9 protein-coding genes and 1 tRNA gene are annotated in these 16,315 nt (G+C 66.8%); 3 read left to right on the forward strand and 7 right to left on the reverse strand.

From position 1 onward, the window contains the following. The first annotated feature begins 647 nt into the window (after nt 1-647). The 3 genes from ACZ5ON_RS31385 to ACZ5ON_RS31395 are packed head-to-tail and all read left to right on the forward strand — an operon-like array spanning nt 648 to nt 5,720. Nucleotides 648-1,373 (forward strand): WXG100 family type VII secretion target, encoded by a 726-nt coding sequence (locus ACZ5ON_RS31385; protein ID WP_465599792.1) that lies wholly within the window; start codon nt 648-650, stop codon nt 1,371-1,373. Continuing rightward, the gene (locus ACZ5ON_RS31390) at nt 1,370-5,302 is read left to right on the forward strand and encodes an RHS repeat-associated core domain-containing protein (protein WP_465599794.1); all 3,933 of its coding nucleotides are present in this window, start codon (nt 1,370-1,372) and stop codon (nt 5,300-5,302) included. Before ACZ5ON_RS31385 ends, ACZ5ON_RS31390 begins: the two co-directional genes overlap by 4 nt. 46 nt (nt 5,303-5,348) lie before the next feature. Then, complete coding sequence (locus ACZ5ON_RS31395; protein WP_465599796.1) at nt 5,349-5,720, forward strand: barstar family protein; 372 nt, start codon at nt 5,349-5,351, stop codon at nt 5,718-5,720. 339 nt (nt 5,721-6,059) lie between these two features. Here the strand turns inward: ACZ5ON_RS31395 and ACZ5ON_RS31400 are convergent, their stop codons facing one another. The 7 genes from ACZ5ON_RS31400 to ACZ5ON_RS31430 form a co-directional block, all read right to left on the reverse strand. Further along, the gene (locus tag ACZ5ON_RS31400) at nt 6,060-6,554 is read right to left on the reverse strand and encodes a hypothetical protein (protein WP_465599798.1); all 495 of its coding nucleotides are present in this window, start codon (nt 6,552-6,554) and stop codon (nt 6,060-6,062) included. A 256-nt stretch (nt 6,555-6,810) separates the two neighbouring features. Then, complete coding sequence (locus ACZ5ON_RS31405) at nt 6,811-8,208, reverse strand: phospholipase D-like domain-containing protein (protein ID WP_465599800.1); 1,398 nt, start codon at nt 8,206-8,208, stop codon at nt 6,811-6,813. Continuing rightward, nucleotides 8,195-11,629 (reverse strand): AAA domain-containing protein, encoded by a 3,435-nt coding sequence (locus ACZ5ON_RS31410; RefSeq protein ID WP_465599802.1) that lies wholly within the window; start codon nt 11,627-11,629, stop codon nt 8,195-8,197. The genes ACZ5ON_RS31405 and ACZ5ON_RS31410 overlap by 14 nt, the downstream gene beginning before the upstream one ends. Before the next feature lie 768 nt (nt 11,630-12,397). Beyond that, a tRNA-Pro gene (locus ACZ5ON_RS31415) sits at nt 12,398-12,471 on the reverse strand. Nucleotides 12,472-12,632: 161 nt separating this feature from the next. Continuing rightward, the gene (locus ACZ5ON_RS31420; protein ID WP_465599863.1) at nt 12,633-13,868 is read right to left on the reverse strand and encodes an MFS transporter; all 1,236 of its coding nucleotides are present in this window, start codon (nt 13,866-13,868) and stop codon (nt 12,633-12,635) included. A gap of 267 nt (nt 13,869-14,135) precedes the next feature. Then, a complete protein-coding gene (locus ACZ5ON_RS31425; RefSeq protein WP_465599804.1) occupies nt 14,136-14,921 on the reverse strand; it encodes a DUF1684 domain-containing protein in 786 nt (261 codons plus the stop codon). 338 nt (nt 14,922-15,259) lie between these two features. Next, a complete protein-coding gene (locus ACZ5ON_RS31430; RefSeq protein WP_465599806.1) occupies nt 15,260-16,126 on the reverse strand; it encodes an acyl-CoA thioesterase in 867 nt (288 codons plus the stop codon). Nucleotides 16,127-16,315 lie beyond the last annotated feature (189 nt).

The raw sequence follows: 16,315 nt of genomic DNA on the forward strand, positions 1-16,315 counted from the left end.
ACTTTCATGCCCTGCCGACCAGAAGATCACCCGACCGAGTTGGCAGACTCGAACTCACGATCACCAGGATCGATAGAGCAACGGCTAGTTAGACCACTGCCCGCGCTGCTCCAGAGAGACCTGCGACCACAATGCGACCACAGCCTGACGGAACGACAAAAAGGCCGCCTCCGCATCACTGCGAAAACGGCCTCCGACCTGCGAAAACGCCGGTCGGGACGACAGGATTTGAACCTGCGACCCCTTGACCCCCAGCCGCATGTCAATCCGTCAGAAGCCTCAACTCTCAAGGCACCTCAAATACCTCCTCGTACATAGAGGTTCCATACAAGGATTTTGAGAGACGTACAGCGGCTCGGACCGGCTCCGCCGCCATAGTCGTAAGATCTGCGCAGTTCGCCTGCCTTCGAACGCCGCTGGACGCCCCAGAGCGCCGAACGCGGCCCCCCCCTTGCCCGACGCGTGGGTTCGGCGAACGCCGACCGACGACTGGGGCCGAACCTTGGCCGGTCCCGTCGCATCACGGATTTCGGACAGCCCACGGCGTCGAGCTCACGCCCGAGCGTGCGCCAGTGGAACTTGCGTTCGTGCTCGTGGCGTCCTGGGTTAAGGTCGAGTGCGCAGCCGTTTGTCGGGGGAGGAAGCACATGGCGATCGAGTTGCCTGGCGAGGTGGTGTCGTTCCTGTCGTTCATCGGGATCAACTGGCCGACGGTGAACGAGGACAGGGTTCGTGAATTCGCCTCGCATGTGCGGGAGTTCGCGGACAACATCGATGCGGCGCACCGGGATTCAACGGCGACGATCCAGCGGCTGGGTGAGGCGTACCAGGGTGCATCGTACGAGGCGCTGCTGGCCAAGTGGGCGCAGCTGTCCGGCAGTCACATGGATGAGCTGGTGCAGGCCTGTCATGCGGTGGCGACGGCACTGGACGTGGCTGCGGATGTGATCGTCGGCATGAAGGTGGAGGCGATCGGCGAGCTGGCGGTGATGGCTGCGGCGTTCGTGGCGGACCAGGCGGCTGCGGTGGCCACCTTCGGTGCGGCGGAGGCCGCGGTGCTGTTGATCGAGGAGGCGGCGAAGAAGCTCGTCAACTACCTGGAGCAGCAGCTGGAGCAGTACATCATCGGCCAGGTGATCGAGGCTGCGGTCGATCCGCTTGTTGAGGTCGTTGGCCGGGCGTTGTCCGGTCTGGTGTTCCAAGCCGCCGAGTCCGCCCTTGGCGTCTCCGGCGGCGGCGCGTCAGGCTCCGGATTCCGAATAGATCCAGCGGCGCTGGAGGCCCACGCGCAGACCATGCACGATCACGCCGAGACTGTTGCCGGCCATGCACAGGCATTCCAGTCCAAGCTTGCGGGGGTGAGCTTCGAATGAGCAACCAGATAGTCAAGGCCCTTGAGCACGGGGCACAGAAGCTCGGTAAGACGCTGGCGGAGGATGCGGGCAAGGCGGTCAAGGGCCTGTACAAGCAGGCCGGGGACAATCTGAAGAAGGTCGCCAAGAACACCCGTGAGGTGGACGCCAAGCATGCGGGTGAGCTGAAGAAGATCACGCAAGGCGGCAAGAAGGACCTCCCACATCCTCGCGCGAGCGCCGGTGGTGGCGGAGCGGGCGGACACAGTGCTCCGCGCTCCCGTGGGAAGGGCGCACCCAAGCCCCGCTCTCCGCGGCTGCGGGATGGCGCCCAGGATCCGGGCAAGACCAGGATGCCCGTGAACAAGCGCACCTGCGCCAGTGACCCGGTGGACGTCGCATCGGGCGAGATGGTTCTGCAGCAGCGCGACGTGAGTCTCGATAGTTCACTTCCACTGGTCCTCTCACGGACACACATATCCTCGTACCGGGTCGGCGGGTGGTTCGGCCGGTCCTGGGCCTCGACGCTCGACCAGCGTCTCGAGCTGGACAGCGAGGGTGTGGTGTTCGCCGCCGAGGACGGCGTACTGCTGGCTTACCCTGTCCCGGAACCGGGAATCGAGACCATGCCCATTGAGGGCCCGCGCTGGCCGCTGCTCTGGGATCCGGCGGCCGGGCCGGGAATCCGGGTCACCAACCCGTCAGATGGCACGACCTGGCGCTTCGAGCATTCAGCGGACACACCGGATGCATCGGATGCTCCTGCCAACGCGTCGAAGCTGTACCTGGCGGCCATCAGTGACCGCAACGGCCGACGGATCGACATTCACCGGTCGAGGCTCGGCGTCCCGGTAGAGGTCCGCCACAGCGGTGGATACCGGATCCTGGTCGACACCAGCGGTCAGCGAGTAACCGCCCTCCGTCTGGTCGGTGAGGGACCCAGCTACGGGACCGGGCTCTCCTCAGCCACCGTCGATGAGACGTCGGAGCCACCGACCGTCGTCCTGGCGGAGTTCGGCTACGACGGGAACGGAAACCTCTCCGAGGTAGTCAACTCGTCCGGTGACGCGATGCGGTTCACCTACGACGAGTCCTCGCGGATCACTACGTGGACCGATCGAAACGGCTTCCGCTACCGCTACCTGTACGACCGTTCGGGACGCTGCGTCCAGACCCGCGGTGACGGTGGATTCGTCGACGCCGTGTTCTCCTACGACACGGAGAGGCTGACCACGACCGTCCGGGACGGCCTTGGCGCAGTGACGGCCTACCAGTTCAACGAAGCTGGTCAGACCATCGCGGAGACCGATCCGCTCGGCGCCACCACGACCTTCGATTGGGATCGCTACGACCGACTGCTCTCGCGCACCGATGCACTGGGGCAGACGGTTTCCTACGCTTATGACGTCGACGGCAATCTCTCCGCCGTCACCATGCCGGACGGCACCGTCACTACGGCCGTCCACAACGAGTTCGGTCAGGTCGTTCAGCGCACCGAGGCTGGCGGAGCGGTCTGGCAGTACGCCTATGACCAGCAGGGCAACCTGCTCGAGCTGACCGACCCGTCCGGGGCCGCCATCCGGTACACCTACGACGAGCTCGGACACCCGCTGACGGTCACGGATGCGCTGGGCCAGGTCACGAGCATCACCACGGACGCCGCGGGGCTGCCGCTCGCGGTCGGCTATCCGCTCGGCACGTCCGTTTCCTGCGTCCGAGACGGTTTCGGCCGTCCGATCGCACTCACCGACCGGCTCGGCGGCGTCACCAGGTGTGGTTGGACCGTGGAAGGCCGACCGGCCTGGCAGATCGCCCCGGACGGTGCCGGCGAACGCTGGCGGTATGACGCCGAGGGCAACCTGCTCGAGCACATCGATCACACTGGTGCCAGCTCCACCTACGAGTACACCGCCTTCGACCGCGTCGCAGCCCGCACTCACCCTGACGGCACCAGGTACACGTTCGGCTACGATGCCAATCTACGCCTGACTGAAGTGGTCAATCCTGCTGGGCTGCGCTGGAGTTACCAGTACGACCCGGCCGGGAACCTCCTGGCGGAAGTTGACTTCAACGACCGCAGACTGACCTACGTCCGCGACGCGGTAGGCCGACTGATAGCTCAGACCAACGGCGCTGGGCAGACCATGCGGTACGTCCGTGACAGCCACGGTCGCGTCGTACGGCAGGAAGCCGGGCAGGAGCTGACCACCTACGAGTACGACCCCGCCGGGCGCATGGTCAGCGCCCGGAACCCGAATGCGGAGATCGCCTTCAGCTACGACCGCACCGGGCGGTTGCTCGCAGAGACAAGCAACTCGCGTACTCTCAACCACTCCTACGACGCTCTTGGCCGTCGCATTGCTCGCCGCACCCCCAACGGGACCCTGAGCTCCTGGACGTACGACCTGCTCGGCCAACCGCTCTCGCTGACCGTAGCGGACCGCACCATCAGGTTCGAGCACGACGCCGCAGGGCGGGAGACCCGACGGGACCTCGGAGCGGTCCTCCTGACGCGTCGCTGGGACACCGGTAGCCGGCTCACCCGGCTGAACCTATCGAGCGCCCAGGGCGACCTCGAGCCGCTGCTCAGCCGGATGTTCGACCATCGCGCGGACGGCTTCCTCACAGCCGTCACCGACGACCTTGATGGCCCCCGGACGGTCGCATTGGACCGGACGGGCCGCGTCACGTCCCTCACCGGCCAGAACTGGACCGAGACCTACGCCTACGACCACAACGGCAACCTGACGCATGCCGAGTGGCCGACGGACGGTAGGCCCGCCGACGGCGCGGTCGTAGGCAGTCGCGAGCATTCCGGCACCCTGCTGCACCGTGCCGGCCGCACCAGCTACGAGTACGACGGCCAGGGCCGTCTCATCCGCGAGACCCGGAAGCTACTTTCGGGCGGCACGGCGACCCAGACCTACAGCTGGAACGCTGCCGACCAACTGACCTCGATCGTCACCTTCGACAACATCCGCTGGTGCTACCTGTACGACCCTCTCGGCCGACGCCTGGCCAAGCAGCGCCTCGCACCCGATGGCTCGATCATCGAGCAGACGAGCTTCACCTGGGACGGCAGCAGGCTCGCGGAGGAGACCTGGACGGGCGCGGACTCGACTGCGATCCGCACCGTCAGCTGGGAGTTCGAGCCGCACTCGCATCGCCCCGTAGCCCAGCTGAGTACGCGCATCGATCAACTTGCCGACCAGAAAGCCGCCGACCAACGGTTCCACGCCATCATCGGCGATCTGATCGGCACGCCAACCGAGTTGGTCGACGAACACGGACAGATCGTCCGCGTCGGCCGGACCTCGTTGTGGGGCAGTCCCGCTGCACCCGCGGCCGGTGGTACCGACTACTGCCCGCTCCGCTTTCCCGGGCAGTACCACGACTCCGAGACCGGACTGCACTACAACTTCTACCGCTACTACGACCCGTCCACGGCCCGGTACCTGAGCCCCGACCCACTCGGACTCGAACCCGCCCCGAACCATCACGCCTACGTCACCAATCCGTTGGAATGGTCCGATCCGCTCGGACTCTGGACCTGCACCACGGTCCCGGGCAAGGCCAACAACACTCTCACCGCTCTCGGGTCGAACCCGCTCCCGGCGACCCATCCGACCCATCCGCAGGCCGGCTACTCGGGTGGCCGCCGCTTCGGCAACCGCCCACCCGGTCCCCCTCCGGCGTCCCACCCTGCGAACCCCGCGCACCCGAGCCACGTACCGACCCCGCCACCCGGCGTCGTGGGTCCGCCTCCCGGTGGCGGCCCCGTTCTCCCCACCCATGACGCACACGGCAATCCCGTCACATATCAGGAATGGGATGTCGACCCGACCCCGCCCCGTCCGGGCAGGCGGAACGCCGAGCGGATCGTCACCGGCAGCGACGGATCAGCCTGGTATACCAGTGACCACTACTACTCGTTCACCAGGATGAGGTGACGTGGACGGCTTCTTCTCCACAGACAACACTAGCTACGCTGCACCCATGTCCGTGGACCGCGAGTGCTCCCTGGCAGTGACCGAGGAGGCCCGCTCGAACGGGCTGGGTGTCTTCCACCTAGACGGCTCCCGGATGTCACGCCAGGAGGACCTGTTCACCGAGTTCGCCCGCGCGCTTCAGTTCCCGGACTACTTCGGCGGGAACTGGAATGCCCTCGACGAGTGCCTGGCGGACCTGGACTGGCTGGACAGCCCGGGATATCTCCTGGTGATCGACTCCGCCGACTCCGTCCTCCAGGACGAGTCGACGGACATCAGGGACATGTTCGCGGAGATCCTCGCAGACATCTCGAAGGAGTGGGCAGGGCGAAGTGTGCCGTTCCGCTGCGTACTCGTCCGGAGCGAGAGTCGGGACTGAGGAAACGGCGCGGTCCACCGCGCAGGCAGGCCAGTAGAGTTCCAGACCTGCTTCACCGCTGCTGGCCTCGGACAATGTGGCCGAGGCCAGCAGTGCGGCATGATCGGTCAACTGCTCGTACGGATGATCTACCTGTTCCACCACGCGGATCTTCACGCGGCCGGCTCTGCTGTGCAGATCGGCCGCAGCCAATGCGAGGGCACCGGCCGTCATCACCGCGTTCTCCGTCCACGGCTGGGACACCTGAAGGGTGTCTTTACGTCCACACAGCAGCTGAGCAGCGGCTTTCTAAGCGGCCAGGTCCCGGGCATGATCGCTGGTCGTGGGTCTGCGACTGCTCTACTTGATCTTCTGCCGTGTACTGGGCTGGCTGGTCCTGTTGGGCCGCTCCTCCGCCGTGAACAACGCCGAGATCCTCGCCTTACGGCACGAGGTGGCCATACTCCGCCGCCAGGTGGAGAGACCGCGGATGTCCTGGGTGGACCGCGCCGTGCTCTCCGCGCTCGCCCGGCAGCTCCCCTCCGCCCTGCGCCGGAACCGGCTCGTCACCCCCAGCACGCTGCTGGCCTGGCACCGACGCCTGGTCCGCTGCTTGATGGCAACCGGACCACGCCGGACCAGATTCCAGGGGGTAAGGAGCGGCGGGTGCAGCCGGCCGATCTGAGCTTCGAAGAACGGGTCCACCGGCGGCGTCATCGACTCCAACAGCCCGATCGGAGGATCGTCGTCCAGATACACACCGAGGTACACGATGCCCATGCCGCCCTCGCCGATCCGGGCGACGATGCGCCAACCGCCCAACTGACGCGGATCGGTGTCCTCCAGCGGCTTCACAGTCGGATCTCCTTCATCCGGGGTCTCCAGAGTCTCCCTGGAAGCCCCGAGGATATCGGGCCCTGCCTTCTGGGCTCCGCATGGCAATGCGAAGCCTGCACCGTCTGCCCAACTGCGGACATGCACGGTACACCAGGGCAGTTGGTAAAGATGGCATCGTCAGGCGCAGTCGACGAGAACAGCGCTCCGGGCGGCACCCAGGTAAGGTCTCCGGTTCGGAGGTCGTGGGGTGCTGCGGTATCGCTGTCAGGTCGCTCTACTGCTCTCGTTCCTGGTCGATCTGCTCCAGGTAGCGGCTGTACTGGGTGTCCACTGCTTGTTTACCGCGCACAAGAGTCCCCTCCTCCATGCGATAAGTCCGGTCTCGGGAGCCTCGGAAGGAGAGCCAGTTGAAGCTGGTGGCAACCCAGACATCGTCGAAGATGAGGATCTTCGCGTGGGTGCTCTTGAGCCGGGTGAAGGCGAACTTAGCAGGGTAGCGCCCGGCCAGATTCTCCAGCTTACGGACGGCGTCGATGTCGGACTTCGCATCGTCGTGCGCGTATCCGTGAGCAATATGGACTGTCACACCGCGCCGCAGGCGCCCTTCGAGCTTGCTGATGAAGTCGGTAGTGACGATGGCGCGCTTGATCCACGGCGAGATGAGCAGGATGCGTCGGGTTGCCTGGGTGAGGGCCTCGTCGAGGAGGTCCGGATGCTCGAAGACGCTAATTGCGCGGACTTCATCGTCAACGGCCTCAGGCACGGGGGGTGCAGCCGGGCGCGGTTTGCTGCTCAGCTGAACGGCGGCAGCTTCGGCCCGGGACCTGGTGACCTCGGTCAGGGGCACACGGTTGCGTTCCAGTTCCGCGTCGAGGGCAGGGCGCTGTTGTGGAGGTTCGACCTGGATCCGCAGTGCCTTGGCGCCACCATGGTTGAGCAGGGCGAGCTCGTGGACGGGGGAGAGTTCTCCGTCCACGACCACCCCGAGCTGGATATCGGTGCGGTCCGGGTCTGCGTAGACGAGGACCTTCGCGGGCATCGCCCGGCGGGCGGGGTTCTGTGCAACGCGCTTGACGGCAAGGACCTCGCGCCGATTATCGACCCGGGCCCCGAGCAGGGCGTTGATCTCGGCTGCCGAGAGGTCGCCAGTCTGCACGGCTTCCTGCTGAGAAGCCGGCAGTAGCAACAGGCCCTCCTCCTCGGCCTGGTGGACGGAGAGAAGCACATGCGGGTCGTAGGGGCGCACCTTCCACAGCAGCCGGTCCCAAATGAATGGCAGCGTGACGCGGACGGGCTTGATAGCCGCATGGTCCTCTGCAACCGCGGCGCCGCGGGTAGTCAGCCGCAGTGGCCGGCGGTCGGCGGGACTGTCGACGCGGAGCCGGCCGTACGCGAGGTAGTCATTGAAAAAGTGCTCGGCGATGGACTGGGTGACCATGGCTTCGGGCAGTCCAAGGAAGCCACTGATCCCCTGTTGGGTGGTGACCTTGCTGTCGACCAAGCGCAGGACAAACTCGTCCAGCAACGGAAGCTCTTTGCGGTCCTGGGCCTCGACATCGGCTGTGATCTTGGCTACAGGCAGGCCTGCGTCGATGATGGCGATCAGCTCGAGGCCCGGGCGGGCGTTGTGGAAGCGGACCGCGAGGAGACTGTCGGGGCTAAAGGTGGGCATCGCTGACCTCGCACTCCTGAGGGTGGCCGCTCATGTAGTCCAAGACCTTGCGCAGCGCCCCAGGCTTGCTGCGGCAGAAGGACACGTCGCCGATGACGACCAGGCCAAAGCGGGCACGGGAGAGCGCGACGTTGATGCGCCGCCAGTAGGGCTCACCAAGGAAGCCAAAGTCCCCGCGGTCATTGCTGCGGGTGACTGAGAAGATCGCCAGATCGCACTCACGGCCTTGGACGGCGTCGACGGACAGCACCTCGGGTGCCAGGTGTGTCAGACGGGTCGAGGCCAGGCGCCGGGTAAGCTCCTCGACCTGCTGCCCGTAGGGGGCGATGACCAAGACCTCCAGCTTGCGGGATCCCATCGGTTTGATCACGCGGTGCTCGATGGCCTTGTCGATGAACTCCAGCCGCCGCATTGCCAGCTGCGCCTCGGTGCGATTAGAGATACTGGTCTGGGCCGCAGATCGGTCGGATTCCCGCCTTACGTTACCCAGCTTGGAGGTATCCAGCCAAAGGACCGGTTTGCTGACCTGCTCATACCCCTCCAGTACCTGGGGGTTGGGCGATCGCAGGTCATCCCTGTAGAAGCAGTGGGAGATCATGTTGCCAATCGCCGGTGTCATGCGGTATTGCTCGCGCAGCATGTGCCGGACTGGTGTGGCGGTGTGGTTGACCAGGTACTGGAACAAGGTGGTGGTAACCAGCTCGGGCACAAGTTGGTAGTCATTCATGATCCGCGGCTCACGCAACAGATCCTCGTCCAATGGCGGCAGCTGGCGGGTGTCGCCGACCAGGATCCACCGGCGTGAGCGGACCAGCGGGACCAGAGCCTCGGTGGCCGTGGCCTTGGACGCTTCGTCGAAGATACACAGATCGAACTCAAGGTCCCGGGCTGCAGGGTGGCCCAGGAATCCCAGGGCAGTGCCGCCGACAACCTTGCGGGTGCGCAGGAACGAGGCAACCAGGTTCTGGTCGGTCTCAATGCGTTGCAGCCACTCGCCCTGCAGCTTCAGTAGTTCCATCAGGTCCCGACCAGGGCCACCGGTGCCAAGAAGTACCTCCACCGCATCGTGGGCGTCAGCCTTGGTGAGTTCCTCTTTCAGGGTGAGGTCGCCTTCAAGTACCTGCTGCACCTGAGTAAAAAGCTCATGCCGCTGCTCGATCAGGTCATCACGTTGGGCCCGTGCCGTCACCAACTGCTCGCCCAGCTCCCGTGTGGAGGTTGTGCGTTCCGAGGGAGGCTGGTCGTGCAGGTCCCGCAGATGCTGCTCAACGTGGCTGAGATGGCCGGCAACCGCAGCGAGCTCCTCGAGCAACAGCGCCGCCATCAGGTGCCGCGGCTCCTGCCCGCTCTGGTCGGCCACAGCCTTTAGATGGCGCTCCGCCTTCGCGCGTACCTGCCGGGACCAGCGCTTCACCTGCCGGTCCAGGAGCAAGTGCTGGACATTATCCGCGACTCGCGAGTCGTCGGGGCGCCCCAGGCGCACTACATCTTCGACTCCCGCATCCTGGATACGCCGCAGTGCATTGTCGATGGCGATGTGAGTTTGGCTGACGATCAGGATCCTCGCCTTGGGCGACCGCTTGAGGGTCTGCTCGACAATCTCGGCGATGACGGTGGTCTTCCCGGTCCCCGGCGGGCCCTCGACGATCAGCAGGTCCTGCGAACCCAAGGCGTGGCGTACTACCTCGCGCTTGCTGGAGTCGAGGTCTGAACGAAACCAGTCAGTGATCTCGGCGGGCTGGCCAGCTTCAATCCGGGCCGGGTCCTCGATCAGGGAGCGCAGCAGTCGGTTCGCGGTCCGGCCGGAGGCCAGGTTCGCGAGCGCGTCGCGCTGGCGGTTCAGGGCGGTCTGCGAGGGACCCAGATACGGGATCAGCACGCCGCGTTCTGGAACACGGATATTCTCGCGCCGGAAACGGAGTGTCACGGATTCGTCGGTCTGTGCGGTGACCTCGCCGCGTTCAACGGGTCGGCCCTGCGCGTAGTCGGCGACCGACCACTCCTCTCCCAGAAGGGAGTCGGTGCTGGGCTGGGTCAGATGGAATGCCAGGGTGCGCGCGCCCTTAGTGGTGACGCGGCTGTAGGACACCGGTTGGCGGCCGCCGGCAGCGACCTCCTCACGTGCTTCCAAGAGCCGGGACCAGCCCTGGAACAAATCCCCCAGGTTCTGGGCCTCGCGAGCCTCTTCTGCCTGTGCGCGCTCGGCAATGTGCGCGTCTAGTCGCCCGAGCAGTTCCTGCCGACCGTCGTTGGCCGCGTCCGGGCCAGGGTCGTCGAAGGAGAAGGTCAGTACCGGGCCCACGGGCAGGGCCCGCGTGCGCCATTTCGCTAGCCATTCCTCACCCTTGGCCGCAGCCTGCACGAGGACGTTGCGGTCGCGATCCCGCTCGTCGGGCTTCAGACGCAGGAATAGGGAGCGGCCCGCCAGTCGGATCGAGGAGTCGTCGACCTCTTTGGTCTGAGCGTTATATCCATAGTCCGCGTGCACTGTGCCACCGAGATCGGCTAGGACCGCGGACTGCGCCTTTACCCAGTCCACGTCCCCGCCCTTGGGCACGCCCAGAATGCCCTCAGCAGCCGTTCGCGTGAGCTTCAGCCACAGGTAGTTGCTGCGGCGCGCATGTCGATCACGCAAAGCCTGCTGGGTCGCCAACAGCCGCTGCTCGAGGACGGCGGCATTCGCCGGGCGCTGCTTGGGGTCGAAGTCAACACAGCTACGCAGGATCGCGTGGATTTCGGTATCGAGTTCGAGGCTGTCCAGGACTTCGGTCAGGTCGTGGTAGTCCGTCGCCCGGCTACCGGACATGGCTTGGATAGCGAGAACGCCGTAGCTGAACACGTCGCGGACGTACGGGATCGCATCGGACTGCTCAGGGGGTGTGTAGAGGCTGGAACGGTAGTCAGCGACAGTCTCATCAGTCATGCTGATCTTCGAGCGGATCTTGGCGATGCCAAAGTCAGCGAGCTTGACAATGCCGTCCTCAGTGATCAGCACGTTGGCGGGCTTGAGATCGCGGTGCTCAATCTCTTGCACATGCGCGTGAGCCAGGGCTTCCGCGAGCGGGGCGCCGATGCGGTCGAAGAACCCAGTCCACGCCATCGGCCGCCCATCAGCCATGTCGTCCTTGAGGCTGTGATCGATCCACTCCAGGGCGATGTAGTAGCGCCCCAAGTCTTCGTTCCACCCAGCGTCGAGCATCCGGACAATGTTCGGGTGATGTAGCTCCTTGAGTGCCCCGGTCTCCCGCTCCAGGAAGATGCTGATTGCTTCGCCGCTCTCGCGCTGGCGCAACAGCTTGATGGCCACTGGGTCGCCCTCGGGGCTATGGACGTCCACGGCCTTGCGGACCTCAGACAGGCCACCTAGACGGGGCGCCTGGCTTAGCAGCAGGAAACGATCGTCGATCATCTGTCCTGCCACGCGCAGCTCCTCCACCCGTCCCTGACGCTCCCCGCATCAAGCACCCATTGTGGCAGGCATGGGCCCTCCAGCTTCGCTGATTGCCGAACATCGTCCAACCCATTGACCGTCCAGGACCACGATGGCTTACTCAGAACGGTGGACTGACTACCAGTCGGGAATGATGCCTTGCCCCTCGATGGCAGAGGCCCCGCCACCGCGCCTCACAGCGCTGCTTGAACCTTGCCAGCGGTGGGGTTGGTATCGACGGCGGGCGAAAGCTGGTTCTGAATCACTTTCCGTGCCGGCCTCCGGGCAGTCGCTGGCCCACCCCGCAGGGTTCCGGTTGCGCGCCGAGGAGTGCTCTCTTGGGGAAGTAGGTACCTGACGTCGCGCCAGGAGCGCTGCCCCTCCTGCGTCGCGCACTCCCTCGACGAAGGCAGCCGCAGCCGCCTCATCGTCACCCAACTCGCCCGACGCTTGGGGAGCTGCCGGACCTACCGGCGCGCACTTGATCGATGGCGGATACGTCAAGTGCGAACCCTCTAGGCAGAATCCCCGATCACGGCGAGCGATCATTTAACCCATTACAGTGATCGCAAAATCCGACATACAGGAGAAACGGCGCATACAGTCACCGGCTTGCGGCGCTGAGCGGTCCGCGGTACCGCCTCCGAACCGTGAAAACCGTGAGACGAATGTGAGAGGCAGGCCCCAAGGCATGCCGAAGGCCGCTTCCTCACGAAGGAGAAAACGGCCTCTGACCTGCGACAATGGAGCGAACTCCAGTCGGGACGACAGGATTTGAACCTGCGACCCCTTGACCCCCAGTCAAGTGCGCTACCAAGCTGCGCCACGTCCCGTGGTCCTGACGCCTCCGGCCGACTGCCCTGCGGCTTCCGGTCTTCGGCTTCTTGACCTCGTCCCCGGTGTCCCGGCGACGTGGAAAACAATACAGCACAACGGGGGGTGCTCGCTGCCAGGTGTCGTTACTGGCGTGCTGGGGGTCGGTGGGCGGCGCAGGTCAGGGTGTCGGGTGGTGGGCGTCGTAGCGGAGGAAGGCGGGACGGCGGGCCGCCAGGAAGAGGACGGCGGCGAGGCAGGCGAGGCCGCCGGTGATCACGGAGACCGCTGGGGAGGTGAGGGACGCGACGGTGCCGGACTCGAAGTCTCCGAGGCGTGGGCCGCCGGCGACCACCACGATGAAGATGCCCTGGAGGCGGCCGCGCATCTCGTCGGGGGCGGCCACCTGCATCATCGTGTTCCGGAAGATCATGCTGATGGTGTCGGCACAGCCGGCCGCGGCGAGCAGGGTCAGGCCCAGCCAGAGGTTGTGGACCAGGCCGAAGGCGGCGATGGACAGCCCCCAGGCCGCGACGGCGGCCAGGATGGCGACGCCGTGCCGCCGGACCCGGCCGACCCAGCCGGAGAACGCGGCCCCGAGCAGTGCTCCCACGGCGGGGGCCGCGACCAGCAGGCCGACGGTACCGGGGCCGCCGCCGTAGAAGCCGACCGCGATGGCGGGGAAGAGGGAGCGCGGGAGGCCGAAGATCATGGCGGCGAGGTCGGCGAGGAAGCTGGTGCGCAGGTTGGGCTGCTCACGGAGGAAGCGCAGGCCGTCCAGCACCGAGGCGCGCCGCCTGCGCTCGCCGTCGCCGCCGGGCCGCATCGCGGGCAGCCGCCACATCGCGTAAAGCGTGGCACCGAAGGCGAGGGTGTCCACCAGGTAGGCGGCCCGGACCCCGTACGCGCCGATCAGGACGCCGCCGAGCATCGGGCCCACCGTCGAGCCCAGGTTCATGCTGATGGTGTTCAGGGCGTTGGCGGCGGGCAGCTGACGACTCGACACCAGACGGGGGATCATCGAGGACCGGGCGGGCGAGCTGAGGGCGAAGAAGGCCGCCTGCACGGCCACCGCCGCGTACAGCACCGCGACCGCGTGCGAGCCGAGCATCGCCTGCGCCGCCAGGACCGCCGAGACCAGGGCGAGACCGCCCGAGCCGACCAGTCCCAGCAGTCGCCGGTCCACCGTGTCCGCGATCGCACCGCCGTAGAGACCGAAGGCGACCAGCGGCACCAGTGCGAAGAGACCCACCAGGCCGGTGGCGAAGCTGGAGCCGGTCAGTTGGTAGACCTGGACGGAGACCGCGACGGCGGTCATCTGCTGCCCGATCGAGGAGACGGACTGGCCGAACCAGACCCGGCGGTAGTCCGGTATCTCCCGCAGCGGGGTGAGGTCGGCGAACGCTCCCCTGGTCAGCCGCCGGAGCCGCCCGCCGGAGCGGCCTGCGGCCGGACCGACGTCCCGGACGGACGCCTCGGAGCCGGAGCGGGAATCGGAGTCGTGGGCGGAGTCGTGGGCGGAGGCCGAAGTCGAGGGTGATGGGGACAGAGACGAGGACGGAGATGCGGACGGGGGCGCGAACGAGCGCGGAGACGAGGGCGGAGGCGGATTAGTCGACACGGGAACTCATGCTCGGCCACACCCCGCCCTCGTCGCCACCGCCCCCGCCCGCCGCGTCGGCGGTCACCGGCTCAGCACCTGCTTCTCCCCGGCCTCCACCGCGATCGTCAGCCGGTTGCCGGGCGGCGGGAACGGGCAGATGTAGTGGTCGGAGAAGGCGCATGGCGGCAGGTGGGCCCGATTGAGGTCGAGCACGGTGTGCCCGCTCTCGTCGGGTTCGGGCAGGGTGATGAAGCGGAAGCGGTACGTCTCGCTGCCGCTGGTGGCATCACTGATCACGCCGCTGAGCCACCTACCCGCGCGGCTGACGGTGAGCGTGTGCGGCTCGCCGGCCAGGGTGAAGGAGATCTGCCCGGTGACCTCCAGGGGGCGCTCCCGCCCGTCGGCGTTGGGCACGCTGACCGACTTCTCCGCCTCGAACGGAGTGAAGACGGCCGTTACGGCCCACTCCGGGGCGTAGGGATACACGGCGATCCCGGCGAAGGCGGTGCGCCGTGCCGAGTCCGGATCGAAGACCCGCAGGGCCAGCTCGCCCTCGCGCTCGATCGGGGCCAGCAACCGCTCCCCCAGCTCGGCCAGGTCTGGGCTGCGCGCGGTGTCCGGACGCAGCGCGGCCTCGCCGTCCACCGGCGCCTGGGCACCCTTGATCCGGATGTCGTCGTCGGCCTTGGCGCGCAGCCGTACCAGGCCTTCGGAGGCCCACCAGAGCCCGGGCAGCCCGGAGATCTCGATGGGTTCGGAGTCCAGCCAGTGGGTGCCGGTGAGGGCGAGCTGGCCGTGCGGTGCGGTCACCGAGGCGGTGCGGGCCTCGGTCCAGTGCTTCCATTCCTCGGTGGCGGTGGCGGTCACGGTGCGTGCCTCCCGGGTAGCTCGGTACGAGGGTTCGACTCGAGGCGACGGTTTCGACTCGGTGCGACTCGGTGCGGCTCGGTACGACCTTTCCGATCGGTGCCTCGCGGGCGGTGCACCACGATCGGTGCACCACGGTCGGCGTACGACGGTCGGCGTACGACGGTCCGGGTCGTGGCACGACGATCCGCACACGAAGGTCCTGGTCGGCGTGCGACGATCCGGCTCGATGTTGCGGTCCGGGTCGAGGCGACGGTCCAAGTCAATGCGAGGGTTCGGTCGATGCGACAGTCAGATGGTTCAGCCGTTCGTCGGATCGGGTGATTCGGGGCCGCGGGTCAGCCGCGGCCGGTGAGGGGCCGGAAGAGCCCCTCCTGTACGACCGAGACGACCAGCCGGCCCTTCCGGTCGAAGATCTGACCGCGCGCCAGGCCGCGGGCACCGTGGGCGATCGGCGACTCCTGCTGGTACAGCAGCCAGTCGTCGGCGCGGAACGGGCGGTGGAACCACATCGCGTGGTCGAGGGAGGCCATGTCGAAGTTCCGCTCGCCCCACAGCGGTTCGACGGGGGCACGGACGGCGTCCAGCAAGGTCATGTCGCTGGCGTAGGTGAGGGCGCAGACGTGGATCAGCGGGTCGTCGGGGAGGGCGCCGTGGGTGCGCAGCCAGACGCCGCTGCGCGGTTCGACGTCGGCCAGCTCGTCCTTGCTCCAGCGCAGACGGTCCACGTAGCGGATGTCGAAGGGCTGGCGGCGGCTGATGAAGGGCGGCAGTTCGCCGAGCTTGGCGCCGACCTCCTCCAGCGCGCTGGGCAGGTCCTCGGGGTCGGCCACGTCGGGCATCTGGGCCTGGTGTTCGATGCCGCCCTGCTCGGGCTGGTGGAAGTCTGCGGTGAGGGCGAAGATGCTGCGGCCCTGCTGGATGCCCAGTACCCGCCGGGTGGTGAAGGAGCGGCCGTCCCTGATCCGGTCGACCTGGTAGACGATGGGCACGCCGGGAACGCCGGGCCTCAGGAAGTAGGCGTGCAGCGAGTGCACCGGCCTGCCGCCCTCCACCGTGCGACCCGCCGCGACCATGGCCTGCCCCGCGACCTGGCCGCCGAAGGTGCGCTGCAGCGCCTCCTCGGGACTCCGGCCACGGAATATGTTGTGCTCGATCTGTTCCAGGTCGAGCAGGTCGACAAGGTGATCGACGGGTGTCTCCATGGCCACACTTCCTCTCTCGACGGGCTCGTGGGGCACGGTTCACCCGACGACCGCCCCGTCTACCCAGAAGTCTGCTCGGCCCGCCGTAATTCCCGCCGCCCGGGGGTGCGCGTCGGGCACGCGTCGGATGGAGGTCGGCGGCAGCCCCCCGTGCGCCCTGCGGCCTGCGGCCTGCGGGTACCCCGGTCA

It is taken from the genome of Kitasatospora sp. NPDC032150 (genome assembly GCF_055579945.1).

Excerpts from the sequence above, each read along its gene's own strand:
- ACZ5ON_RS31385 (WP_465599792.1), top strand. The coding sequence starts at position 648 with ATGGCGATCGAGTTGCCTGGCGAGGTGGTGTCGTTCCTGTCGTTCATC.
- ACZ5ON_RS31390 (WP_465599794.1), top strand. The coding sequence starts at position 1,370 with ATGAGCAACCAGATAGTCAAGGCCCTTGAGCACGGGGCACAGAAGCTC.
- ACZ5ON_RS31395 (WP_465599796.1), top strand. The coding sequence starts at position 5,349 with ATGTCCGTGGACCGCGAGTGCTCCCTGGCAGTGACCGAGGAGGCCCGC.
- ACZ5ON_RS31405 (WP_465599800.1), bottom strand. The coding sequence starts at position 8,208 with ATGCCCACCTTTAGCCCCGACAGTCTCCTCGCGGTCCGCTTCCACAAC.
- ACZ5ON_RS31430 (WP_465599806.1), bottom strand. The coding sequence starts at position 16,126 with ATGGAGACACCCGTCGATCACCTTGTCGACCTGCTCGACCTGGAACAG.